A 23,781-nucleotide genomic window follows, 5' to 3' on the forward strand; every position below is an offset into this window, starting at 1 on the left:
ATTATTCGGCACTCTCAGTCATCTTGGGCTGCAAGTACTGTCCCTTTGGGGCGTGGAAAGCTGATCATGAGTGGCGAGGGTGTCGGGCACGCTGTTGGGTGTCTGAGGGTACGGACCTTGTGTCTGGATCTTCAGTGCCGGCCCCAGTGCACTCGGACTACTGGTTCGGGGTGATGGGTGGTTGGTCGTTGTTTGAGAACTGCACAGTGGACGCGAGCATCTGTGGCCAAGTTTTTAAGGGCGCACGGTGGATGCCTTGGTACCAGGAACCGATGAAGGACGTGGGAGGCCACGATAGTCCCCGGGGAGCCGTCAACCAGGCTTTGATCCGGGGGTTTCCGAATGGGGAAACCCGGCAGTCGTCATGGGCTGTCACCCACATCTGAACACATAGGGTGTGTGGAGGGAACGCGGGGAAGTGAAACATCTCAGTACCCGCAGGAAGAGAAAACAACCGTGATTCCGGGAGTAGTGGCGAGCGAAACCGGATGAGGCCAAACCGTATACGTGTGAGACCCGGCAGGGGTTGCGTGTACGGGGTTGTGGGATCTCTCTTTCACAGTCTGCCGGCTGTGAGACGAGTCAGAAACCGTTGGTGTAGGCGAAGGACATGCGAAAGGTCCGGCGTAGAGGGTAAGACCCCCGTAGTCGAAACATCAACGGCTCGTTTGAGAGACACCCAAGTAGCACGGGGCCCGAGAAATCCCGTGTGAATCTGGCGGGACCACCCGCTAAGCCTAAATATTCCCTGGTGACCGATAGCGGATAGTACCGTGAGGGAATGGTGAAAAGTACCGCGGGAGCGGAGTGAAATAGTACCTGAAACCGTGTGCCTACAAGCCGTGGGAGCGTCGCTGTATGTGCTTGCACATACAGTCGTGACTGCGTGCCTTTTGAAGAATGAGCCTGCGAGTTTGCGGTGTGTTGCGAGGTTAACCCGTGTGGGGAAGCCGTAGCGAAAGCGAGTCCGAATAGGGCGATATAGTAGCGCGCTCAAGACCCGAAGCGGAGTGATCTAGCCATGGGCAGGTTGAAGCGGCTGTAAGAGGTCGTGGAGGACCGAACCCACCAGGGTTGAAAACCTGGGGGATGACCTGTGGTTAGGGGTGAAAGGCCAATCAAACTCCGTGATAGCTGGTTCTCCCCGAAATGCATTTAGGTGCAGCGTCGTGTGTTTCTTGCCGGAGGTAGAGCACTGGATAGGCGATGGGCCCTACCGGGTTACTGACCTTAGCCAAACTCCGAATGCCGGTAAGTGAGAGCACGGCAGTGAGACTGTGGGGGATAAGCTCCATGGTCGAGAGGGAAACAGCCCAGAGCATCGACTAAGGCCCCTAAGCGTACGCTAAGTGGGAAAGGATGTGGAGTCGCAGAGACAACCAGGAGGTTGGCTTAGAAGCAGCCACCCTTGAAAGAGTGCGTAATAGCTCACTGGTCTAGTGATTCCGCGCCGACAATGTAGCGGGGCTCAAGCGTACCGCCGAAGTCGTGTCATTCGTACACATATCCCCAACGGGAGTACGGATGGGTAGGGGAGCGTCGTGTGCCGGGTGAAGCCGCAGCGGAAGCTAGTGGTGGACGGTTCACGAGTGAGAATGCAGGCATGAGTAGCGATACACACGTGAGAAACGTGTGCGCCGATTGACTAAGGGTTCCTGGGTCAAGCTGATCTGCCCAGGGTAAGTCGGGACCTAAGGCGAGGCCGACAGGCGTAGTCGATGGATAACCGGTTGATATTCCGGTACCCGCTGTGAAGCGTCAAACATCGAACCCTCTGATGCTAAGACCGTGAAGCCGTTCCGGACCCTTCGGGGAAAGGAAAGTGGTGGAGCCGTCGACCCAAGGTGGTAGTAGGTGAGTGATGGGGTGACGCAGGAAGGTAGTCCAGCCCGGGCGGTGGTTGTCCCGGGGTAAGGGTGTAGGCCGTGTGATAGGTAAATCCGTCGCACATTGAGGCTGAGACCTGATGCCGAGCCGATTGTGGTGAAGTGGATGATCCTATGCTGTCGAGAAAAGCCTCTAGCGAGTTTCATGGCGGCCCGTACCCTAAACCGACTCAGGTGGTCAGGTAGAGAATACCGAGGCGTTCGGGTGAACTATGGTTAAGGAACTCGGCAAAATGCCCCCGTAACTTCGGGAGAAGGGGGCCATCACTGGTGATGAGATTTACTCTCTGAGCTGGGGGTGGCCGCAGAGACCAGCGAGAAGCGACTGTTTACTAAAAACACAGGTCCGTGCGAAGCCGTAAGGCGATGTATACGGACTGACGCCTGCCCGGTGCTGGAACGTTAAGGGGACCGGTTAGTGCACTTTCGGGTGTGCGAAGCTGAGAACTTAAGCGCCAGTAAACGGCGGTGGTAACTATAACCATCCTAAGGTAGCGAAATTCCTTGTCGGGTAAGTTCCGACCTGCACGAATGGCGTAACGACTTCTCGACTGTCTCAACCATAGGCCCGGTGAAATTGCACTACGAGTAAAGATGCTCGTTTCGCGCAGCAGGACGGAAAGACCCCGGGACCTTTACTACAGTTTGATATTGGTGTTCGGTTCGGCTTGTGTAGGATAGCTGGGAGACTTTGAAGCGGGCACGCCAGTGTCTGTGGAGTCGTCGTTGAAATACCAGTCTGGTCGTGCTGGATGTCTAACCTGGGTCCGTGATCCGGATCAGGGACAGTGTCTGATGGGTAGTTTAACTGGGGCGGTTGCCTCCTAAAGAGTAACGGAGGCGCCCAAAGGTTCCCTCAGCCTGGTTGGCAATCAGGTGTTGAGTGTAAGTGCACAAGGGAGCTTGACTGTGAGACCGACGGGTCGAGCAGGGACGAAAGTCGGGACTAGTGATCCGGCGGTGGCTTGTGGAAGCGCCGTCGCTCAACGGATAAAAGGTACCCCGGGGATAACAGGCTGATCTTCCCCAAGAGTCCATATCGACGGGATGGTTTGGCACCTCGATGTCGGCTCGTCGCATCCTGGGGCTGGAGTCGGTCCCAAGGGTTGGGCTGTTCGCCCATTAAAGCGGTACGCGAGCTGGGTTTAGAACGTCGTGAGACAGTTCGGTCCCTATCCGCTGTGCGCGTAGGAATATTGAGAAGGGCTGTCCCTAGTACGAGAGGACCGGGACGGACGAACCTCTGGTGTGCCAGTTGTCCTGCCAAGGGCATGGCTGGTTGGCTACGTTCGGGAGGGATAACCGCTGAAAGCATCTAAGCGGGAAGCCTGCTTCGAGATGAGTATTCCCACCAACTAGATTGGTTAAGGCTCCCAGTAGACGACTGGGTTGATAGGCCGGATGTGGAAGCCTCGTAAGGGGTGAAGCTGACTGGTACTAATAGGCCGAGGGCTTGTCCTCAGTTGCTCGCGTCCACTGTGTTGGTTCTGAAACCACGAACAACCGTTGTAGCCATGGTCACGGCTCCGGTTTGTCTGTTTCATAGTGTTTCGGTGGTCATAGCGTGAGGGAAACGCCCGGTTACATTCCGAACCCGGAAGCTAAGCCTCACAGCGCCGATGGTACTGCAGGGGGGACCCTGTGGGAGAGTAGGACACCGCCGAACTATTATTAATAGAGCTGGTCCCTGAACTTCGGTTCAGGGACCAGCTCTTTTTTGTTGTGCGTCACTTGAAGTTCACGTTGTGCGACCAAGATCCGGCACATGGGTACTGCTGCAATGCTCCGGGCCGCGGGCGTGGGAATCGGTGACGAGGTCATCGTGCCGGCGTTCGGCAACGTCGAGGTCGCCGAGGCCGTGATCCAGGCCGGTGCGATGGCGGTCTTCGCCGACATAGACCCGGCCACGTACTGCCTGGACGCCACCGAGGTGAACGCGGCCGTCGGTCCGCGGACGGTCGCTGTCGTCGCCGTGCACCGCTTCGGCCGGCCCGCTGACATCGCGCGGCTCCGGGACGTCGGGCAGCGGCACGGGCTGCTCGTGCTGGAGCAGGGCGAGTCCGTGGCGCCGTACAGCGAGATCGAGGAGCGCAGGGCGCATGCGGCGTTCCTCGACGGGCGGTTGAGGGGCGTGCGGACGCCGGTGCGCGGCATCGGACACACGTACCAGCAGTACGTCGTGCGGGTGCCGGGGAACGGGCGGCCGGACCGGGACGCGTTCGCGCGGGCCGTGCGGGCCAAGGGAGTCGAGTGCCGGGTGCCGGTGAAGACGCCCGTGCACCGGATGCCCGTGTTCAGGAGGGACGTCTGTCTGCCGGAGACCGAGCGGGCCGCCGACGAGACGCTGGCTCTGCCTGTTGACGCGTCGTTGTCGAAGCGGGAGATGCAGCGGATGGTGTCCGCGTGCAATGCGCTCGGTGGGCTCCTGCAGCCCGCTTTCTAGCGGTCGAACAGGGTTGGGAGCACGCCGCCGTTCGGGGTATGATCTATTTCGTTGCCGCGAGGGACACCTCGAAAGCAACAGGCCCCCCTAGCTCAGTCGGCAGAGCGTCTCCATGGTAAGGAGAAGGTCAACGGTTCGATTCCGTTGGGGGGCTCAGACAAAAAGGCCTCCGCCCTTGTGGGCGGGGGCCTTTCGTGTGTCCGGGACCGGTTCCTCCGAGCCGGGTTCAGTCGTTCTGGAGGCCGGGAACGCGCATCGCGAGAATGGCCATGTCGTCCGACGGGGCGTCCGACGCGAAGCGTTCCACCGCGCGCATGATGCGGGCGGCCACAGCCCCGGCCGTGAGGCCTGTGCAGGTGGTGAGGACGTCGGTGAGGCCGTCGTCGCCCAACATGCGGGTGCCCTCGCGGCGTTCGGTGACGCCGTCCGTCACGCACAGCAGGACGTCGCCCGGGTCGAGCGTGATCGTCTGCTCGTACAGCTCCAGGTCCTCCATCACGCCCAGGAGCGGCTGGGGTTCGGCGGCCGGTTCGACCGTGCCGTCCTGGCGGAGGCGCAGCGGAAGCGGGTGGCCGGCGCAGACGACCTTGAGGAGCGCCGAGCCGTCCTCCTGGGGCCACAACTCCCCGTACAGGAGTGTCAGGAAGCGGCTGCGGGCGCCCTCGTCGAGGATCGCGGAGTTCAGGCGCTCAAGGACCGCCGGGCCGCCGAAGCCCTCGCGGGCGAGCAGGCGCAGCGCGTGCCGGGCGAGGCCGGTGACCGCGGCCGCCTCCGGGCCCGTACCGCAGACGTCTCCGATGGCGAAGCCGTAGGCGCCGTCGCGGATGGGGAAGAGGTCGTAGAAGTCGCCGCCGACTTCGTTGCCCTCGCCTGCCGCGCGGTAGATGACCTCGACCTCCACGCCGTCGATCTGGGGGAGCTCCGGAGGCAGGAGGCTGCGCTGGAGGGACTGGCTGATGGCCGTGCGCTCCGAGTACAGGCGGGCGTTGTCGAGGGCCAGGGCGGCCCTGCGGCTCAAGTCCTCGGCGAGTTCCAGGATTTCCTGGCGGAAGTGTTCGTCGGACGGCTTGCCGAGCGTCAGCATGCCGATGACGCGGTTGCGGGCCACCAGGGGGAGTACGACCGTCTCGCCGCCGACCGCGGCGGCCGTCTGCAGTGTCGTACCGATGCCGGAGCTCACCGTGGCGGGCTCGCCGAGGCCGAGGCTGCGCATGGAGGTGCGCAGGGCCGCCTGGTGGGCCGCCTCCGCCGGAGCGGCCCAGACGCGGGCGCCCGGGGTCGGGACGGGGTCCGGAGGGGCGATCTTCGACAGGAGGGCCTTGAGGCCGTCGATGCGGTCCTCGTCCTCGTGCAGGACGTACGAAAGATACGGATCCGATGCCTGGTCGGCGATCGTGTAGACGGCACACCAGGTGGCCAGGGTCGGGACCGTCATCTGGGCCATCAGGGCCAGTGTCTGGTCGCGGTCCAGCGTGCCCGCGAGGAGGTCCGAGGCCTCGACGAGGAAGGACAGGGAGCCGCGGCGCAGGCGCTCCAGCTCGCCCAGGCGCGCCGACTCCACGGCGAGCGCGATGCGGTCGGCGGCGAACTGGAGGCGCAGGGCCTCCTCGTTCGAGTAGCGGCCCTGGGCCTCGGCCGCGACGCCGAGTGAACCGGTCAGGCGGCCCTCGACCTTGAGGGGGACCGTGACGACCGAGCGCATGCCCGTGCCGCTGAGGAGCGGTACGGCGCCCGGAACGACCGTCAGGTCCTCGTGCACGGCGGGCATACGGGCCGAGCCGTAGCGGCCGGGGCCGGCTTCCACGGGGACGCGGGCGAAGCGCTGGCGGGCGGAGGGGAGTCCGGTGGAGGCGCGGACCTCCAACTCCGTTTCGTCGTCGGTCGCCAGGAGGAGGAAGGCGGAGTCGCCGTCGAGCATGTCGCGGGCGCGCTCCACCGTGCGCTGGAGGAGGCCGTCCAGGTCGTCGGGGGCCGGTGAGCCGATGAAGACCTCGAAGGGGTCCGACGCCTGGCCCTCCGAACTGGTGGTCGTGTCCGAGGCGTTGACGCGCAACGGGGTCTGCAGGACTGCGCGTTCGTGGTCGCGTACGAGAAGGCAGACCGTCGAGGGCTCGCCGCCGGTGTCCCGGACGCGCAGATGCGAGGCGTAGACCGGTGTCACACGGCCGTTGGCGGCGCGGAGGCCGTAGCTGCCCTCCCAGCGGGAGAGTTGGAGCGCCTCGACGATGCCGGTGCTGGTGCCGGGCGTGTGCGGCCAGGCCGCGAGGTCGGTGAGGGGCTTGCCGATGACCTGTTCGGCCGCGTATCCGAAGAGTTCTTCCGCGTCCTCGTTCCAGGCGTTGATGGCGCCGGTGCGGTCGATCTGGACGACCGCCACGCGGACGCGGCCGTCGGCGAGGGGGAGGAGGTTGGCCGGGAGGGCGGGGCCGGCCGTGCGGGTGCCCACCGAGCGTTCCGGCAGTTCCAGCTGGAACCAGACCTGCTTGTGCGTGGGCGTGTACTCGACGCCCCAGCGGCCGGCCAGGGCTGCGCAGAGCTGCAGGCCGCGGCCTCCCTCGCGGTCGGGGCTGCCCATGTTGATGGCGGTCGCCTGGAGTGGAATCTCACGTTCCGGGTAGCGGTCCCCCACCTCGATCCGTACGCCCTCGTCGCTGCGCAGGCACAGGACGTCGGCGGACGTGCCCGCGTGCACCACGGCATTGGTGACAAGCTCGCTGGTGAGGACCACGGCGTCGTCGACGATGTCGGCGAAGCCCCAACCCTGGAGGGTGTCACGGACGAAGGACCGAGCGGTCGCGACGGACCGCCCGACAGGATCGAAGCTGGCGGCCGCGCGCGCGGTGATCACAGAACTCCTTGTCCGGTTGTCGGAGGGCAGCGCTGCGTGGCCGACCCGCTCCTGCCGTGGCAGGGGCTGGTTCCCCGTCGGCCGGGGATCCTGGGGCGGTCCCCCAGGATGCAGTTCGGTGGTCATGGTGCGGTGCCCCTCCGATGCCTGCCCGCTCGTGCTCGTGCCACCGCCCAGGCCGGAAGGACCGGCGTGGCTGGACAGCCGCATGCAAGGTTACTTACCTTCGCCGTCCATGCGGATGCCGGTCGCCACTGTTTCCACTCCGGAGCGTGTGTGCGGACCATGTGCGAAGCTGCCGAACTGTTATGGCCTGGTTCAGCCATGGTGAAACACTGGGCAAGCTCCTGGGGAAGGTCCGGGCAGGCCGAGTGCCTTCCAGTACGCCGAGCAGTAGTACCCGAGTACGCCGAGCAGTAAATGGTCGACCCTTGCGGGAGGGACACAGTGGAGTCTGGCGCAGCGACGCGGGGCACTAAAACGCGCGCGAAAGGCGGACAGTCCCTGAGTAACCAGCGCAAATCACGCAATGGCACCACCGACGTGGACACGGCTGCCCTGAACAGGCTGCTGGCGGCCCTGGTGTCGATGCGGGACGGCAACTTCCGTAAGCGGCTCACGGTCTCGGGCGATGGCGTGATGTCCGAGATCGCAGCGGTTTTCAATGAAGTGGCCGACCGGAATCTGCATCTGACGGGCGAGCTGGCGCGCGTGCGGCGCATGGTGGGCCGCGAGGGCAAGTTGACGGAGCGGCTGGAGTCGGGCGCCTGCGAGGGTTCCTGGGCCACCGCGATCGACAACTCCAACGCGCTGGTCGACGACCTCGTACGGCCCGTCTCCGAGGTCGGACGGGTGCTGTCCGCCGTGGCGGAGGGCGATCTGTCGCCGCGTATGGAGCTGCGGGCGCAGGCCGCGGACGGGAACGGGCATCCGCTGCGCGGGGAGTTCCTGAAGGTCGGGCGCACGGTCAACAACCTGGTCGACCAGCTGTCGACGTTCACCGACGAGGTCACGCGCGTGGCCAGCGAGGTGGGCACCGAGGGCAAGCTGGGCGGGCAGGCGCGGGTGCGTGGTATGTCCGGTTCGTGGAAGGACCTCACGGATTCGGTCAACACCATGGCGTACCGGCTGACGGCTCAGGTGCGGGACATCGCGCTCGTGACCACGGCGGTCGCCAAGGGTGACTTGTCCCGGAAGGTCACGGTTCACGTGGCCGGCGAGATGCTGGAGCTGAAGAACACCGTCAACACGATGGTGGATCAGCTGTCCTCTTTCTCCTCCGAGGTGACGCGAGTCGCGCGCGAGGTGGGCACCGAGGGCGAGCTCGGCGGCCAGGCACAGGTGCCTGGTGTGGCGGGTGTGTGGAAGGACCTCACCGATTCGGTGAATCTTATGGCCGGCAATCTGACCGCGCAGGTGCGCGGGATTGCCCAGGTGACGACGGCGGTCGCCAACGGTGATCTGTCGCAGAAGGTCACCGTGTCGGCGCGCGGCGAGGTCGCGCAGCTCGCCGAGACGATCAACCAGATGACCGAGACGCTGCGTACGTTCGCGGACGAGGTCACCCGTGTGGCCAACGAGGTCGGCGGCGAGGGGCGGCTCGGCGGGCAGGCGAACGTGCCGGGCGCGGCGGGAACGTGGAAGGACCTCACCGATTCGGTGAACACGGTCTTCCGGAACCTCACCACTCAGGTGCGGGACATCGCCGCGGTGACGACGGCCGTGGCCAACGGTGACCTGTCGCAGAAGGTCAGCGTCGAGGTCGCCGGCGAGATGCTGGAACTGAAGAACACCGTCAACACGATGGTCGACCAGCTGTCGAGCTTCGGTGCCGAGGTGACCCGTGTGGCGCGGGAGGTCGGTGTCGAGGGTGAGCTGGGCGGTCAGGCGGCGGTGCCGGGCGCGGCCGGTACGTGGAAGGACCTCACCGACTCCGTCAACACGGCGTTCCGGAATCTCACCGGACAGGTGAGGAACATCGCGCAGGTGACGACGGCGGTGGCCAACGGTGACCTGTCGCAGAAGGTCACCGTGGACGTCTCCGGCGAGATGCTCGCGCTGAAGAACACCGTGAACACGATGGTGGACCAGCTGTCGTCCTTCGCCGACCAGGTGACGCGGATGGCGCGTGACGTGGGCACGGAGGGCCGGCTGGGCGGCCAGGCGCGCGTGGACGGGGTGTCCGGCACGTGGAAGGACCTCACCGACTCCGTCAACTTCATGGCGGGCAACCTGACCTCCCAGGTGCGGCAGATCGCGCAGGTGACGACGGCGGTCGCCCGGGGTGACCTGTCGCAGAAGATCGAGGTCGACGCGCGCGGCGAGATCCTGGAGCTCAAGAACACCATCAACACGATGGTCGACCAGCTCAGCGCCTTCGCCGAGCAGGTGACCAGGGTGGCCCGTGAGGTGGGTACGGACGGCCGGCTGGGCGGTCAGGCGCAGGTGCCCGGCGTCGCCGGTGTCTGGCGCGACCTGACCGACTCCGTGAACGGCATGGCCGGCAACCTCACCGCGCAGGTGCGCAACATCGCGCAGGTCGCGACGGCGGTGGCCCGCGGTGACCTGTCGCAGAAGATCGACGTGGACGCGCGCGGCGAGATCCTGGAGCTGAAGAACACCCTCAACACGATGGTGGACCAGCTCTCGAACTTCGCCGAGCAGGTCACGCGCGTGGCCCGCGAGGTGGGTACGGAGGGCATCCTCGGCGGACAGGCCGAGGTGCAGGGTGTCTCCGGCACCTGGAAGGACCTCACGCAGTCCGTGAACTTCATGGCGAACAACCTGACGATCCAGGTGCGCAACATCGCCGAGGTCACGACCGCGGTCGCCAAGGGCGACCTGTCGAAGAAGATCACCGTCGACGCGAAGGGCGAGATCCTCGAACTCGTCAGCACCGTCAACACGATGGTCGACCAGCTGTCGTCGTTCGCCGAGCAGGTGACCCGGGTGGCCCGCGAGGTGGGTACCGAAGGCATCCTGGGCGGTCAGGCGTACGCGTCGGGCGTCACGGGTATCTGGAAGGACCTCACCGACAATGTCAACCTGATGGCCAACAACCTGACCGTGCAGGTGCGGAACATTTCCCAGGTCGCGTCGGCAGTCGCCAACGGCGACCTCACCCGGACGGTGACGATCGAGGCCCGCGGCGAGGTCGCGCAGCTCGCCGACACCTTCAACACCATGGTGAAGACGCTGAGTTCGTTCGCCGACCAGGTCACCAAGGTGGCCCGCGAGGTGGGCACGGACGGCATCCTCGGCGGACAGGCGCGCGTACCGGGCGTGTCCGGTACGTGGAAGGACCTCACCGAGTCCGTGAACGGCATGGCGTCCAACCTGACCGGCCAGGTGCGCAACATCGCGATGGTCACCACGGCCATCGCCAAGGGCGACCTGACCAAGAAGATCGACATCGATGCGCGCGGCGAGATCCTGGAGCTGAAGACCACCATCAACACGATGGTCGACCAGCTGTCGTCGTTCGCCGAGGAGGTCACCCGAGTCGCCCGCGAGGTGGGCACGGAGGGCCAGTTGGGCGGCCAGGCGCGCGTCCGCGACGTCGACGGCACCTGGCGAGACCTCACCGAGTCGGTGAACGAGATGGCCGGGAACCTCACCCGGCAGGTGCGTGCCATCGCGCGCGTGGCCACCGCGGTGACCCGTGGCGACCTGAACCTGAAGATCGACGTGGACGCCTCGGGCGAGATCCAGGAACTTCAGGACTACATCAACAAGATGATCGCCAACCTCCGCGACACCACCATCGCCAACAAGGAGCAGGACTGGCTGAAGGGCAACCTCGCCCGGATCTCCGGTCTGATGCAGGGCAGGCGCGACCTCGCCGACGTGGCCTCGCTGATCATGAGCGAGCTGACTCCGGTGGTCTCGGCGCAGCACGGCGCGTTCTTCCTGGCGATGCCGCTGGACGACGGCAAGGACGTGGGCGCCGCGCACGACGACTCGTACGAACTGCGCATGCTCGGGTCGTACGGGTACTCCATGGGCTCCATGCCGACGTCGTTCCGGCCGGGGGAGACGCTGATCGGGACGGCCGCCAAGGAGAAGCGGACGATTCTCGTGGAGAACGTGCCGCCGGGGTATCTGAAGATCGCGTCCGGGCTCGGTGAGGCGCCTCCCGCGCATGTCATCGTGCTGCCGGTGCTCTTCGAAGGCACCGTGCTCGGTGTGATCGAGCTGGCGTCGTTCCACTCGTTCACGCACATCCAGAAGGACTTCCTCAGCCAGATCGCCGAGATGATCGCGACGAGCGTCAACACGATCGCGGTCAACACGAAGACCGAGGTACTGCTCAAGCAGTCGCAGGAGTTGACCGAGCAGCTGCGGGAGCGGTCGGCCGAGCTGGAGAACCGGCAGAAGGCCCTCCAGGCGTCCAACGCCGAGCTGGAGGAGAAGGCCGAGCTGCTGGCCCAGCAGAACCGCGACATCGAGGTCAAGAACACCGAGATCGAGGAGGCGCGGCAGGTCCTGGAGGAGCGCGCCGAGCAACTCGCGGTCTCCATGCGCTACAAGAGCGAGTTCCTCGCCAACATGTCCCACGAGCTGCGTACGCCGCTCAACTCGCTGCTGATCCTGGCCAAGCTGCTCGCCGACAACGCGGACTCCAACCTCACCCCGAAGCAGGTCGAGTTCGCCGAGACGATCCACGGCGCGGGTTCCGACCTGCTCCAGCTGATCAACGACATCCTCGACCTGTCGAAGGTCGAGGCGGGCAAGATGGACGTGTCGCCGACACGTATCGCGCTGGTCCAACTCGTCGACTACGTAGAGGCCACTTTCCGTCCGTTGACCGCGGAGAAGGGCCTCGATTTCTCCGTACGGGTGTCGCCGGAACTGCCGGCCACGCTGCACACGGACGAACAGCGGCTCCTCCAGGTGCTGCGCAACCTACTCTCCAACGCGGTGAAGTTCACCGACTCCGGAGCGGTCGAACTGGTCATCAGGCCCGCGGGCGCGGAGGTGCCGGTCGCCATCCGGGAACAGCTCCTGGAGGCGGGTTCGCTGCGGGACGCGGACGCCGATCTGATCGCGTTCTCCGTGGCGGACACGGGAATCGGGATCGCGGCCAGCAAGATGCGGGTGATCTTCGAGGCGTTCAAGCAGGCGGACGGCACGACGAGCCGCAAGTACGGCGGTACGGGACTGGGGTTGTCCATCTCCCGGGAGATCGCGCGACTGCTGGGCGGCGAGATCCACGCTCAGAGCGAACCGGGACGCGGCTCGACGTTCACGCTGTATTTGCCGCTGCACCCGAGCGAACTGCCCCCCCAGGGTTATCCGCAACTCGGTACGCCCATGGAGAACGGGGCGCTTCCGGCAGGTTCCGAGGACGAGAACGGGGGCCATGTGGAGACCCCGGCAGAGGTCAAGTCGTACCAGGAGACACAGAACGGGGCCGCCGCACTCTTCAGGCGGCGTCGCAGGGCGATGCCCTCGGCCCAGCAGCGGCCCGCCCTTCCGGGGCCGCAGACGCAGGCCCGGGATTCCTGGACCGTCGGCGGCGAGGAGACGTCCGTGCACTCGCGCGGTGTCATCCGCTTCGAGGGCGAGAAGGTGCTGATCGTCGACGACGACATCCGCAACGTGTTCGCGCTCACCAGCGTCCTGGAGCAGCACGGACTGTCGGTGCTGTACGCCGAGAACGGCCGCGAGGGCATCGAAGTGCTGGAACAGCACGACGATGTGACGGTCGTCCTGATGGACATCATGATGCCCGAGATGGACGGATACGCGACCACGACGGCGATCCGTCGGATGCCCCAGTTCGCCGGGCTGCCGATCATCGCGCTCACCGCCAAGGCGATGAAGGGCGACCGGGAGAAGGCGATCGAGTCCGGCGCTTCCGACTACGTGACGAAGCCGGTCGATCCCGATCATCTGCTCGAGGTGATGCAGCAGTGGATGAGCGGACAGTGACAGGCCGGCAGGAGTGATCGGCCGGCCGGGAACGGGCGTGTGGCCAGGGGTGCTCGGGCGGTTGCCCGGGCCCACCGGGCTGTTGACTGAGTGTGCCCGAGGCGGTGTAGAAACCCGGGATTCGGGGAACCTTCTGGTCTCCCGCTACGTTTCTGCTACGTGCACAGTGACATCGCGGTGACAGGGTGTGGCGACAGGCGGGGTGCGGCTACCATGACCGGCACAAGGACGGGCGACGTAAGGGAGTCGTCCCCTGGGGCGGCGCCCGGTGCACTGCCGGGGCGAGGAGGGCGGGCCATGGTGCAGAAGGCCAAGATCCTCCTGGTCGATGACCGGCCGGAGAATCTGCTGGCGCTGGAGGCGATTCTCTCCGCGCTCGATCAGACACTGGTTCGGGCATCTTCCGGGGAGGAAGCGCTCAAAGCACTGCTCACGGACGACTTCGCGGTCATTCTGCTGGACGTCCAGATGCCGGGCATGGACGGTTTCGAAACCGCCGCGCACATCAAGAGGCGAGAACGGACCCGGGACATCCCGATCATCTTCCTCACGGCGATCAACCACGGCCCGCACCACACCTTCCGGGGATACGCGGCGGGTGCGGTGGACTACATCTCGAAGCCGTTCGACCCGTGGGTGCTGCGCGCGAAGGTCTCGGTCTTCGTAGAGCTCTACATGAAGAACTGCCAACTCCGGGAGCAGGCCGCGCTGCTGCGGCTCCAGCTCGAAGGCGGAGGCGGCAAGGCGGCGGTCGGCGACACCAAGGAGCCTGCCGGGCTGCTCGCCGAACTCTCCGCGCGGCTCGCGGCTGTCGAGGAGCAGGCCGAGGCCCTCTCCAAACAGCTCGACGACGACTCGGCGGACGCGGCCGCGGTGGCCACCGCCGCCCATCTCGAACGCAAACTCACGGGGTTGCGGCGGGCGCTGGACGCCTTGGAACCGGGGACGGGGAGTGGGGCGGCCTCGCTGCCCTCGCCGAACTGAGTCGTGCCGGTTCGCCAAGGCCGGTGTCTGGCTTGCGGGTTGGTGGGCGCTGATCGCGCCCACGCGGCGGAGCCGCACATGCTGCGGCCCGCGCCCCTTACCGGGCTTCGTCGGTTGAGGCGGCGTCAGTTCGGCGCCCTCTGTGGGCGACACGAACGGGTGAAGCAGTAGGCACACGTGTCCGCAGTGGTCTCCACCGGTAACCTCACACACATGGCCCCACGTCAGTCCGCAGCCAAGAAGGCGCCCGCGAAGAAGGCGGCCGCACCGAGGAAGGCTGCGGCGAAGAAGGCCCCCGCGAAGAAAGCTCCGGCGAAAAAGGCGCCCGCGAAGAAGGCCGCGGCCAAGAAAGCCGCGCCTCCGAAGCCGGCGCCCAATCCGACCGGGGGCGTGTACAGGCTGGTGCGCGCCCTGTGGCTGGGGGTCGCGCACGCCGTCGGCGCCGTGTTCCGCGGCATAGGGCGGGGAGCGAAGGGGCTCGACCCGGCGCATCGAAAGGACGGTCTCGCGCTGCTGCTGCTCGGGCTGGCACTGATCGTCGCGGCCGGGACCTGGTCCAACCTCCGTGGTCCGGTGGGCGATCTCGTCGAGATGCTGGTGACCGGTGCCTTCGGCCGCCTCGACCTGCTCGTGCCGATACTGCTCGGGGTCATCGCCGCGCGTCTCATCCGGCACCCCGAGAAGCCCGAGGCCAACGGCCGCATCGTGATCGGTCTGTCCGCGCTCGTCATCGGTGTGCTCGGCCAGGTCCACATCGCCTGCGGGGCGCCCGCGCGCAGCGACGGCATGCAGGCGATAAGGGATGCGGGCGGACTCATCGGCTGGGGTGCGGCGACACCGCTGACGTACACGATGGGCGAGGTCCTCGCCGTACCGCTCCTGGTGCTGGTCACGGTCTTCGGGCTGCTGGTGGTCACCGCGACGCCGGTCAACGCCATCCCGCAGCGGCTGCGCATGCTGGGCGCCCGGCTCGGCCTCGTACACCCTCGTGAGACGGACGACGGTTTCGGCGAGGACGACGAGCGCTACGACGACCAGTGGCGCGAAGCGCTGCCCGCGAGCCCTCGGCGGCGCCGGGCGGCGCCCGAGGAGTACGACCCGGACAGTGCCGAGCAGGAGGCGCTCTCCGAGCGCCGGAGCCGCCGTCGGCGGCCCGCCGTGCAGCAGCCCGCGCTGGACAGGCCCATGGACGCCGTGGACGTGGCTGCTGCCGCCGCGGCGGCGCTCGACGGTGCCGTGATGCACGGGATGCCTCCCAGCGCGCTGGTGGCCGATCTGACGCAGGGCGTCGGTGCGGACCGCGGGGACCGGCAGGACACCGGGGGACAGGACACGGGCCGGCGCGGGGAGCCGACGCCGGTGCCCGCCGCGCGTGCCAAGGGGACCAAGGGCGCCAGGCCCAAGCAGGAGATGCTCAAGGCCGAGGTCGCCGACCTGACCAAGCCGGCCCCCGAGACCACGCGGGACCTGCCTCCGCGCGCCGAGCAACTGCAGCTCTCCGGAGACATCACCTACTCCCTGCCGTCGCTCGACCTCCTGGAGCGCGGCGGCCCGGGCAAGACGCGCAGCGCCGCCAACGACGCCGTGGTCGCCTCGCTGACGAACGTCTTCATGGAGTTCAAGGTCGACGCCGCCGTCACCGGCTTCACCCGTGGCCCGACCGTCACGCGGTACGAGGTCGAGCTCGGCCCCGCCGTGAAGGTCGAGCGGATCACGGCCCTCGCCAAGAACATCGCGTACGCCGTCGCCAGCCCGGACGTGCGGATCATCAGTCCGATCCCCGGCAAGTCCGCGGTCGGCATCGAGATCCCCAACACCGACCGCGAGATGGTCAACCTGGGCGATGTGCTGCGCCTCGCGGACGCGGCCGAGGACGACCATCCGATGCTGGTCGCGCTCGGCAAGGACGTCGAGGGTGGCTATGTCATGGCCAACCTCGCGAAGATGCCGCACGTGCTGGTGGCCGGAGCGACCGGTTCCGGTAAATCCTCGTGCATCAACTGCCTGATCACGTCCGTCATGGTGCGCGCGACCCCCGAGGACGTGCGCATGGTCCTCGTCGACCCCAAGCGCGTCGAGCTGACCGCGTACGAGGGCATCCCGCACCTGATCACGCCGATCATCACCAACCCGAAGCGGGCCGCCGAGGCTCTGCAGTGGGTCGTACGGGAGATGGATCTGCGGTACGACGATCTGGCGGCATTTGGGTACCGGCACATCGACGACTTCAACCAGGCCATCCGTGACGGCAAGCTCAAGACGCCGGAGGGCAGTGAGCGGGAGCTCAAGACCTATCCGTATCTGCTGGTGATCGTCGATGAGCTCGCCGACCTGATGATGGTCGCGCCGCGGGACGTCGAGGACTCGATCGTGCGCATCACGCAGCTCGCGCGCGCGGCCGGCATCCACCTGGTGCTCGCCACGCAGCGGCCCTCCGTGGACGTCGTCACCGGTCTGATCAAGGCGAACGTGCCCTCGCGGCTCGCCTTCGCCACGTCGTCGCTCGCCGACTCCCGGGTCATCCTCGACCAGCCCGGCGCCGAGAAGCTGATCGGCAAGGGCGACGGGCTCTTCCTGCCGATGGGGGCGAACAAGCCGACCCGTATGCAGGGCGCCTTCGTGACCGAGGAGGAGGTCGCCGTCGTCGTCCAGCACTGCAAGGACCAGATGGCGCCGGTCTTCCGGGACGACGTCACCGTGGGCACCAAGCAGAAGAAGGAGATCGACGAGGACATCGGCGACGACCTCGACCTGCTGTGCCAGGCCGCCGAACTGGTCGTCTCCACGCAGTTCGGGTCGACCTCGATGCTCCAGCGCAAGCTGCGCGTCGGGTTCGCCAAGGCCGGCCGGCTGATGGACCTCATGGAGTCCCGCAACATCGTCGGGCCGAGCGAGGGTTCCAAGGCACGTGATGTTCTTGTGAAACCTGACGAGCTGGACGGAGTGCTCGCGGTGATCCGTGGGGAGGCTCATCCGTAGAGAAACGGGGAAGTCCGTTTCCTCTTGCGGCGGGGCCACGGCCACGTGGGTGAGCACGTCAGGGCCACGTGGGTGATTCGAACGTGACTCACCTGTAAGGGAACCGTGAGCAACCGTTTCCCTTCGTCGCACGTCAAGTTGAGGGAAGCGAAAGGCGCGTGCCCCACCATCAGGATGACCGGCCGTTCTGATGGCGTACAAAGTCCCACCGCCCGGTTGCCCCACCCTTTCGCAACCCCCCTAGACTGAACCTCCAGCACAGGTGGCTACACGCTCGAAAGGCGCCCCCGTGTCCATCGGCAACTCCCCTGACGACAACTCCCCTCAGGACGAGCCTCCCATCGAAAAGGGTGATCGCCCTTCGATCGGCCGTGCTCTGCAGCAGGCGCGCATCGCGGCGGGGCTGACAGTCGACGACGTCAGTAACGCCACCCGGGTCCGCATCGCCATCGTGCACGCGATCGAACAGGACGACTTCACGCCCTGCGGCGGCGACGTGTACGCGCGCGGTCACCTCAAGACGCTGGCGCGCGCCGTCCACCTCGATCCGGCGCCGCTGCTCGCCCAGTACGACGACGATCACGGCGGGCGGCCCGCGCCGACCCCCGCGGCTCCGATGTTCGAGGCCGAGCGGATCCGTCCGGAGCGCCGGGGTCCCAACTGGACCGCCGCCATGGTCGCCGCGATCGTCGCGGTGATCGGCTTCGTCGGGTTCACGATGGTCAAGGACGACTCGGACGGCTCGAAGACGCAGGTCGCCGAGGGATCCACGCCCTCCGCCAGCAAGCCCGTCAAGACCAAGCCGACCCCGACCAAGCCCGCCGACCCCAAGCCCGACCCGTCGGACAGCGCCATCGCGGCCGCGCCTCAGGACAAGGTGACCGTCCAGGTGACCGCCCCCGACGGGCGCAGCTGGATCTCCGCCAAGGACCACAACGGCCGGCTGCTCTTCGACGGCTTCCTGAAGCAGGGCGACTCCAAGACCTTCCAGGACAAGGAGAAGATCGACCTCGTCCTCGGTGACGCGGGAGCGCTCCAGCTCTACGTCAACGGCAAGAAGATCGAGGACGAGTTCCAGCCCGGTGGGGTCGAGCGCCTCACCTACACGAAGGGCGACCCCGAGGTCGGATGACCGACCCCGAGGTCGGACAAGTGACCTCATGGGGCATGCAGGTACGGGGTTGGCCAAGATCGGCCAACCCCGTCGACGTGGGCTGTCAGTGGGACGAAGTAGTCTTGAGCCCATGCCTGAACGCCGTACCGTCGCACTCGTCACTCTTGGCTGCGCCCGTAACGAGGTGGACTCGGAGGAGCTCGCAGGCCGCTTGGAGGCGGACGGCTGGCACCTCGTGGAGGACGCCGAGAACGCGGACGTCGCGGTCGTCAACACCTGTGGATTCGTCGAGGCCGCCAAGAAGGACTCCGTCGACGCCCTCCTGGAGGCCAACGACCTCAAGGGCCATGGGAGAACACAGGCCGTCGTGGCCGTCGGCTGCATGGCCGAGCGGTACGGCAAGGAGCTCGCCGAAGCCCTGCCCGAGGCCGACGGAGTGCTCGGCTTCGACGACTACGCCGACATCTCCGACCGCCTCCAGACCATCCTGAACGGCGGAATCCACGCCGCCCACACCCCGCGCGACCGGCGCAAGCTGCTGCCGATCAGCCCCGCCGAACGGCAGAGCGCGGGCGCGGAGGTCGCCCTTCCGGGGCACGCTCCCGTCGACCTTCCGGAAGGACTCGCTCCGGAGTCCGGCCCCCGCGCACCCCTGCGCCGCCGGCTCGACGGCTCACCGGTCGCCTCGGTGAAGCTGGCCTCCGGCTGCGACCGGCGCTGCTCCTTCTGCGCCATCCCGTCCTTCCGCGGCTCCTTCATCTCGCGGCGGCCGTCCGACGTCCTGGGCGAGACGCGCTGGCTGGCCGAGCAGGGCGTCAAGGAGGTCATGCTGGTCTCCGAGAACAACACCTCGTACGGCAAGGACCTCGGCGACATCCGCCTCCTGGAGACGCTGCTGCCCGAGCTCGCCGATGTCGAGGGGATCGAGCGGGTGCGGGTCAGCTACCTCCAGCCCGCCGAGATGCGGCCCGGGCTCATCGACGTACTGACCTCGACGCCGAACATCGCGCCCTACTTCGACCTGTCCTTCCAGCACTCCGCCCCCGGGGTGCTCCGCGCGATGCGGCGCTTCGGGAGCACCGACCAGTTCCTGCAGCTGCTCGACACGATCCGCTCCAAGGCCCCGCAGGCCGGTGTGCGGTCCAACTTCATCGTGGGCTTCCCCGGCGAGACCGCGGACGACCTGGCGGAGCTGGAGCGCTTCCTGACCGGCGCGCGCCTGGACGCCATCGGCGTCTTCGGGTACTCCGACGAGGACGGCACCGAAGCGGCGACGTACGAGAACAAGCTGGACGAGGACGTCGTCGCCGAGCGTCTCGCGCGCGTGTCCCGGCTCGCCGAGGAGCTGGTCTCCCAGCGGGCCGAGGAGCGTGTCGGGGAGACCCTGCAGGTGCTGGTCGAGTCCCTGGGCTCCGCCGGTTCCGACGGCGAGGAGGAGCTCGCGTACGGCCGTGCCGCCCATCAGGCGCCCGAGACCGACGGCCAGGTGCTGTTCACAAGCGGCGAAGGTCTCACCGTCGGCCGTATGGTCGAGGCGAAGGTGGTCGGTACGGAAGGTGTCGACCTGGTGGCCGAGCCGCTCCCGGGCTCGTTCGGATGTACAGAGGAGGCGGCCAGATGACCGGAGTCCCGGCATCAGCGGCGGGCGGCCCCGGTGCGCCCGGTACGCGCGGTGCTGCCGGCGCCTCCAGCGCCTCCGGCAAGGGAAACTCCGGAACCTCCGGTACGGGTGCCACCGGCGCCCAGGGCTCGAAGACACCGCGCGGCGCGAAGCTGAGCGCCGCGGCCGTCAACCAGGCCAGCCTGTGGAACGTCGCCAACCTCCTCACCATGCTCCGGCTCGTGCTCGTGCCGGGCTTCGTGGCGCTGATGCTGGCCGACGGCGGATACGACCCCGTGTGGCGGGCGTGGGCCTGGGCGGCCTTCGCCGTAGCCATGATCACGGACGTCTTCGACGGCCATCTGGCCCGTACGTACAACCTCGTCACCGACTTCGGGAAGATCGCCGACCCGATCGCCGACAAGGCGATCATGGGAGCGGCGCTCATCTGTCTCTCCTCGCTCGGCGATCTGCCGTGGTGGGTGACGGGCGTGATCCTCGGGCGTGAGCTCGGGATCACCCTCCTGCGCTTCGTGGTGATCCGCTACGGCGTGATCCCCGCCAGCCGCGGCGGCAAGATAAAGACGCTGACGCAGGGAGTGGCCGTCGGGATGTACGTCCTGGCGCTGACGGGGCCCCTGGCGACCCTGAGGTTCTGGGTGATGGCTGCGGCGGTCGCCCTGACCGTCGTCACCGGACTCGACTATGTGAGACAGGCCATTGTGCTGCGGCGCCAGGGACTGGCCGATCGGAAAGCCGCCGCCGAGGAGGCGGAAGCGTGACCTCCACGGCCGCCGAAGTGCTGCGACTACTCAAGGTAAGGGGCGAGACGCTCGCTGTCGCCGAGTCGCTCACCGGCGGTCTGGTGGCGGCGGACCTCGCGGCGGTGCCCGGAGCCTCCAAGGCGTTCCGCGGCTCGGTGACCGCGTACGCCACCGATCTCAAGCGCGATGTACTCGGCGTCGACGCCACTCTGCTGGATCAGCGTGGAGCGGTGGATCCGCAGGTCGCGGCCCAGATGGCGGCCGGCGCCCGCAAGGTGCTCGGCGCGGACTGGGGCATCGCGACGACCGGTGTCGCCGGTCCCGAACCTCAGGACGGACAGCCCGTCGGCACGGTTTTCGTTGCCGTGGAAGGGCCGCACGGCACTTCCGGCGAAGGCGTTCTTGGCGGGAAAGTGGTGGCGTTGCGGTTGAACGGCTCCCGGACGGAAATCCGTATGGAGAGTGTACGGAGCGTGCTCGCACTGCTTCTGGAGCAGCTTGTGGGCGAACTCACTGAGAATGAGCGGGCACAGGATACGGAACAGAACGGGGGGTTTTGATGTTTGCAGCCCTGAGTGAACACGACATCGCTCCCCGCACGGCCGCGGCGCAAGGCGGTACGGTGGGGCGTGAAGGATGCGGCTACGCGGTCCGAGGAGGGAGCCACCGATGATTCTGCTCCGTCGCCTGCTTGGTGACGTGCTGCGTCGGCAGCGCCAGCGCCAGGGCCGTACTCTGCGCGAAGTCTCCTCGTCCGCCCGAGTTTCACTCGGCTATCTTTCCGAGGTGGAGCGGGGGCAGAAAGAGGCTTCCTCTGAGCTGCTCTCCGCGATCTGCGACGCGCTGGACGTACGGATGTCCGAGCTCATGCGGGAAGTGAGCGACGAGCTCGCACTCGCCGAGCTGGCCCGGTCGGCAGCGGCTACCGAGCCTGTGCCCACACCGGTGCGCCCGAGGCTCAATTCCGTATCGGTGACCGGTGTGCCGCCGGAACGGGTGACCATCAAGGCGCCTGCGGAGGCGGTCGACGTCGTCGCCGCCTGACGCTCATGGGCTCGCGCCCGCGAGCTGAGATGCGAAGAACTGTGTGAGAGCCCCGGCCGGGGCCTTCTCCGGGGAGACCCGGAGGGGGGGGCGGTCGGGGCTTTCGCGTGGGCGGGGGCCGAAGCCGGGGGCGCGGCGTGAGGGTGTGGCTTGACGGCGCGGCCTGGTGATGTGGCTGGGTGGTGTGGCTCGGGGCGGACTCGGTGGTGCGGTTCGGTGGTGTGGCCCAGCGGTGTGGTGGGTGTTGTCAGCGTTTGCCGGTAGTGGTCGGGGCGGCCATGGTGGAGGAGCGGGGGCGGAAGCCGGGGGTCGTTGCTGACCGGAGGATGTCCATGTACGTCGTGAAGAGCCCGTTGACCGATGCCGACCTGAAGACCGTGTCCGAGGCGCTGCAGGGTGCGCTGGTCGATCTGGTGGATCTGTCGCTCGTGGCGAAGCAGATTCACTGGAACGTGGTCGGACCGCGCTTCCGGTCCGTCCATCTCCAGCTCGACGAGGTTGTGGACACCGCCCGGCTGCACTCCGACACCGTGGCCGAGCGTGCCTCCACGCTCGGGGTATCGCCGGACGGACGTGCCGCGACCGTCGCGACCAGCAGCGGTATCGGGGTCACGCCGGACGGATGGGTGAGGGACACCGACGCGGTGGGGGCGCTCGTGGACGCGCTCGCGGCCGTCATCGAGCGGATGCGGGAGCGGGTCGGGGCCACGGGGGAGGCGGATCCGGTGAGCCAGGACATCTTCATCGGGATCACCGCGGATCTTGAGAAGCATCACTGGATGTTCCAGGCGGAGAACGGGTGAGGTGGCGGGCGCTCGTGGTGTGCGCCGGGCGCCCCGTTCGTGTCGATGCGCCCTGTCGGTGGGTGAACTCGGCGGTCTAGCGTCGGGCGTCTGGCTGGAGGTGGTGCCATGGCGGGGCGGATGGGGCGAATAGGCAGGTGGGGGCTGGCTCTCGGCGTTGGAGGGCTGTGGTGGTGGGCCGTGATGCGGTTGGCCTTCGCGCCGGACGCCGGCGTGCTGGAGGGCGCGGTCGCGGCCGGCGGGTGGGGTCTGAGCCTGCTTCCGGTGCACTGTGTGCCGAAGGGGCGTGCCGCGGGGGCGGCCGGGTCGGATCAGTGGGCGCGGCGCGTTTCGGAGGTTTGGCGGAGGTGGCGGGGGCCGCTTGTGGGGCGTGGAGGGTCTTCCTGAGGCCGGGCGCTTTCCGAAGGGCTTCGGCTTCGGAAGGCTTGCTCCGGGGAGGGCTTCGGGAGGGCTTGGTGGAGGCTTCCGGGAAGGGGCCTGGGGGCGCATGTCGGTGGGTGGGGGCGTGTGTGCGTCGGTGCCTCGCTACCAGGGCATTGCCACGCCCCCGTTGGGGCGGAGGATCTGGCCCGTTGTGAACGACGACGCGTCGGAGGCGAGGTGCAGGACCGCGTGGGCGATGTCCTCCGGCTCGCCGACCCGGCCCAGGGGTGACATCCGGGCCATGAACCCCTCGGTCCGCGCCTGGGCCTCGCCGTCGTGCCGGTCGGTCATGGGCGTACGGATCCATCCTGGTGCCACCGCGTTGACGCGGATGCCGTGCGGGCCCATTTCCGTCGCCAGGGTCTTCGTCAGCTGGACGACGGCTGCCTTCGCCGCTCCGTAGCAGAGCAGGCCCGGCCCGCCCGTGTCGACGGCTCCGGACGCCATCGTGACGATGCTTCCGCGCGTGCCCGACGCGATCATCGCGAGGGCCGCCTCCTGGCAGGCGTACAGAACACCCTTGAAGTTGACGCCGAGTACGCGGTCGAGGTCCTCGTCGCGGGTCTCCAGGACCGGGCTGCTGTGCATGATCCCGGCGACCGCGGCCATGACGTCCAGGCGCTCACAGGTCGCGACCGCTTCCTTGAGCTGGGCGCGGTCGGTGACGTCGAGGGGGTGAGAGTGTGCGGTTCCGCCCGTGTCCTTGATGAGGGCCGCCGTCTCGTCCAGGCCCTCGGTGTCACGGTCGGCGCAGTGGACGGTGGCACCCGCCTCCGCGAGCAGCACGGCGCTGGCGCGGCCGATACCGCTTGCCGCGCCGGTGACGAATGCGGTGCGTCCGGTGAGGTCGTACGCCGTGACGGGCATGAGGGGACCGTACGAGGGTTTCTGACGGGTCGTCAATTGGTCGGGCGTTGCTGGTTGTGCCGACGGGCTGTGCGCGGCGGGCTGTGCGCGGT

At 67.2% G+C, this 23,781-nt stretch carries 13 protein-coding genes, 1 tRNA gene and 2 rRNA genes; 14 read left to right on the forward strand and 2 right to left on the reverse strand.

All coding sequences use genetic code 11. The features are described 5' to 3' along the window. Positions 1-224 precede the first annotated feature (224 nt). From ACN20J_RS34955 to ACN20J_RS34970, 4 genes are all read left to right on the forward strand, one after another. Positions 225-3,347 (forward strand): 23S ribosomal RNA (locus ACN20J_RS34955). A gap of 88 nt (positions 3,348-3,435) precedes the next feature. Further along, positions 3,436-3,552: ribosomal RNA gene (rrf, locus tag ACN20J_RS34960) — 5S ribosomal RNA — on the forward strand. A 114-nt stretch (positions 3,553-3,666) separates the two neighbouring features. Further along, positions 3,667-4,329 carry a DegT/DnrJ/EryC1/StrS family aminotransferase gene (locus ACN20J_RS34965; RefSeq protein ID WP_419669014.1) on the forward strand — a complete coding sequence of 221 codons (663 nt, stop codon included), beginning with the start codon at positions 3,667-3,669 and terminating at the stop codon, positions 4,327-4,329. An 81-nt stretch (positions 4,330-4,410) separates the two neighbouring features. Next, positions 4,411-4,483, forward strand: a tRNA-Thr gene (locus ACN20J_RS34970). A 72-nt stretch (positions 4,484-4,555) separates the two neighbouring features. Here ACN20J_RS34970 and ACN20J_RS34975 read toward each other — a convergent pair. Then, positions 4,556-7,303 (reverse strand): SpoIIE family protein phosphatase, encoded by a 2,748-nt coding sequence (locus ACN20J_RS34975; RefSeq protein WP_190227586.1) that lies wholly within the window; start codon positions 7,301-7,303, stop codon positions 4,556-4,558. Between the two features lie 321 nt (positions 7,304-7,624). Between ACN20J_RS34975 and ACN20J_RS34980 the strand changes: the two genes are divergently transcribed. The 10 genes from ACN20J_RS34980 to ACN20J_RS35025 all read left to right on the forward strand — a co-directional run bounded on the left by ACN20J_RS34980 (position 7,625) and on the right by ACN20J_RS35025 (position 22,786). Then, the gene (locus ACN20J_RS34980; RefSeq protein ID WP_361920213.1) at positions 7,625-13,111 is read left to right on the forward strand and encodes a HAMP domain-containing protein; all 5,487 of its coding nucleotides are present in this window, start codon (positions 7,625-7,627) and stop codon (positions 13,109-13,111) included. A 297-nt stretch (positions 13,112-13,408) separates the two neighbouring features. Further along, positions 13,409-14,095: a response regulator gene (locus ACN20J_RS34985; RefSeq protein WP_189841047.1), complete on the forward strand. Its 687-nt coding sequence runs from the start codon at positions 13,409-13,411 to the stop codon at positions 14,093-14,095. Between the two features lie 213 nt (positions 14,096-14,308). Continuing rightward, positions 14,309-17,074: a DNA translocase FtsK gene (locus ACN20J_RS34990; RefSeq protein ID WP_189841048.1), complete on the forward strand. Its 2,766-nt coding sequence runs from the start codon at positions 14,309-14,311 to the stop codon at positions 17,072-17,074. Between the two features lie 289 nt (positions 17,075-17,363). Beyond that, on the forward strand, positions 17,364-18,206 hold the full coding sequence (locus tag ACN20J_RS34995; protein ID WP_189841049.1) for a helix-turn-helix domain-containing protein: 843 nt from the start codon (positions 17,364-17,366) through the stop codon (positions 18,204-18,206). A 112-nt stretch (positions 18,207-18,318) separates the two neighbouring features. Next, positions 18,319-19,809 carry a 30S ribosomal protein S12 methylthiotransferase RimO gene (rimO, locus tag ACN20J_RS35000; protein WP_189841050.1) on the forward strand — a complete coding sequence of 497 codons (1,491 nt, stop codon included), beginning with the start codon at positions 18,319-18,321 and terminating at the stop codon, positions 19,807-19,809. Continuing rightward, the gene (pgsA, locus tag ACN20J_RS35005; RefSeq protein WP_189841051.1) at positions 19,806-20,570 is read left to right on the forward strand and encodes a CDP-diacylglycerol--glycerol-3-phosphate 3-phosphatidyltransferase; all 765 of its coding nucleotides are present in this window, start codon (positions 19,806-19,808) and stop codon (positions 20,568-20,570) included. The genes rimO and pgsA overlap by 4 nt, the downstream gene beginning before the upstream one ends. Beyond that, complete coding sequence (locus ACN20J_RS35010; protein WP_419667542.1) at positions 20,567-21,112, forward strand: CinA family protein; 546 nt, start codon at positions 20,567-20,569, stop codon at positions 21,110-21,112. The genes pgsA and ACN20J_RS35010 overlap by 4 nt, the downstream gene beginning before the upstream one ends. Before the next feature lie 109 nt (positions 21,113-21,221). Beyond that, a complete protein-coding gene (locus ACN20J_RS35015) occupies positions 21,222-21,596 on the forward strand; it encodes a helix-turn-helix domain-containing protein (protein WP_055509692.1) in 375 nt (124 codons plus the stop codon). Positions 21,597-21,928: 332 nt separating this feature from the next. Beyond that, a complete protein-coding gene (locus ACN20J_RS35020; protein WP_190226813.1) occupies positions 21,929-22,399 on the forward strand; it encodes a Dps family protein in 471 nt (156 codons plus the stop codon). Between the two features lie 120 nt (positions 22,400-22,519). Next, entirely contained in the window at positions 22,520-22,786 is a 267-nt protein-coding gene (locus tag ACN20J_RS35025) for a hypothetical protein (protein ID WP_246574937.1), read from the forward strand. Between the two features lie 138 nt (positions 22,787-22,924). On the opposite strand, the gene ACN20J_RS35030 is transcribed toward ACN20J_RS35025, so the two are convergent. Further along, positions 22,925-23,689 carry an SDR family NAD(P)-dependent oxidoreductase gene (locus ACN20J_RS35030; protein ID WP_055618805.1) on the reverse strand — a complete coding sequence of 255 codons (765 nt, stop codon included), beginning with the start codon at positions 23,687-23,689 and terminating at the stop codon, positions 22,925-22,927. Between the last annotated feature and the right edge of the window lie 92 nt (positions 23,690-23,781).

This window comes from Streptomyces sp. 2-1 (assembly GCF_048564895.1).
In the GTDB taxonomy this organism is placed as follows: Bacteria; Actinomycetota; Actinomycetes; order Streptomycetales; family Streptomycetaceae; genus Streptomyces; species Streptomyces phaeochromogenes.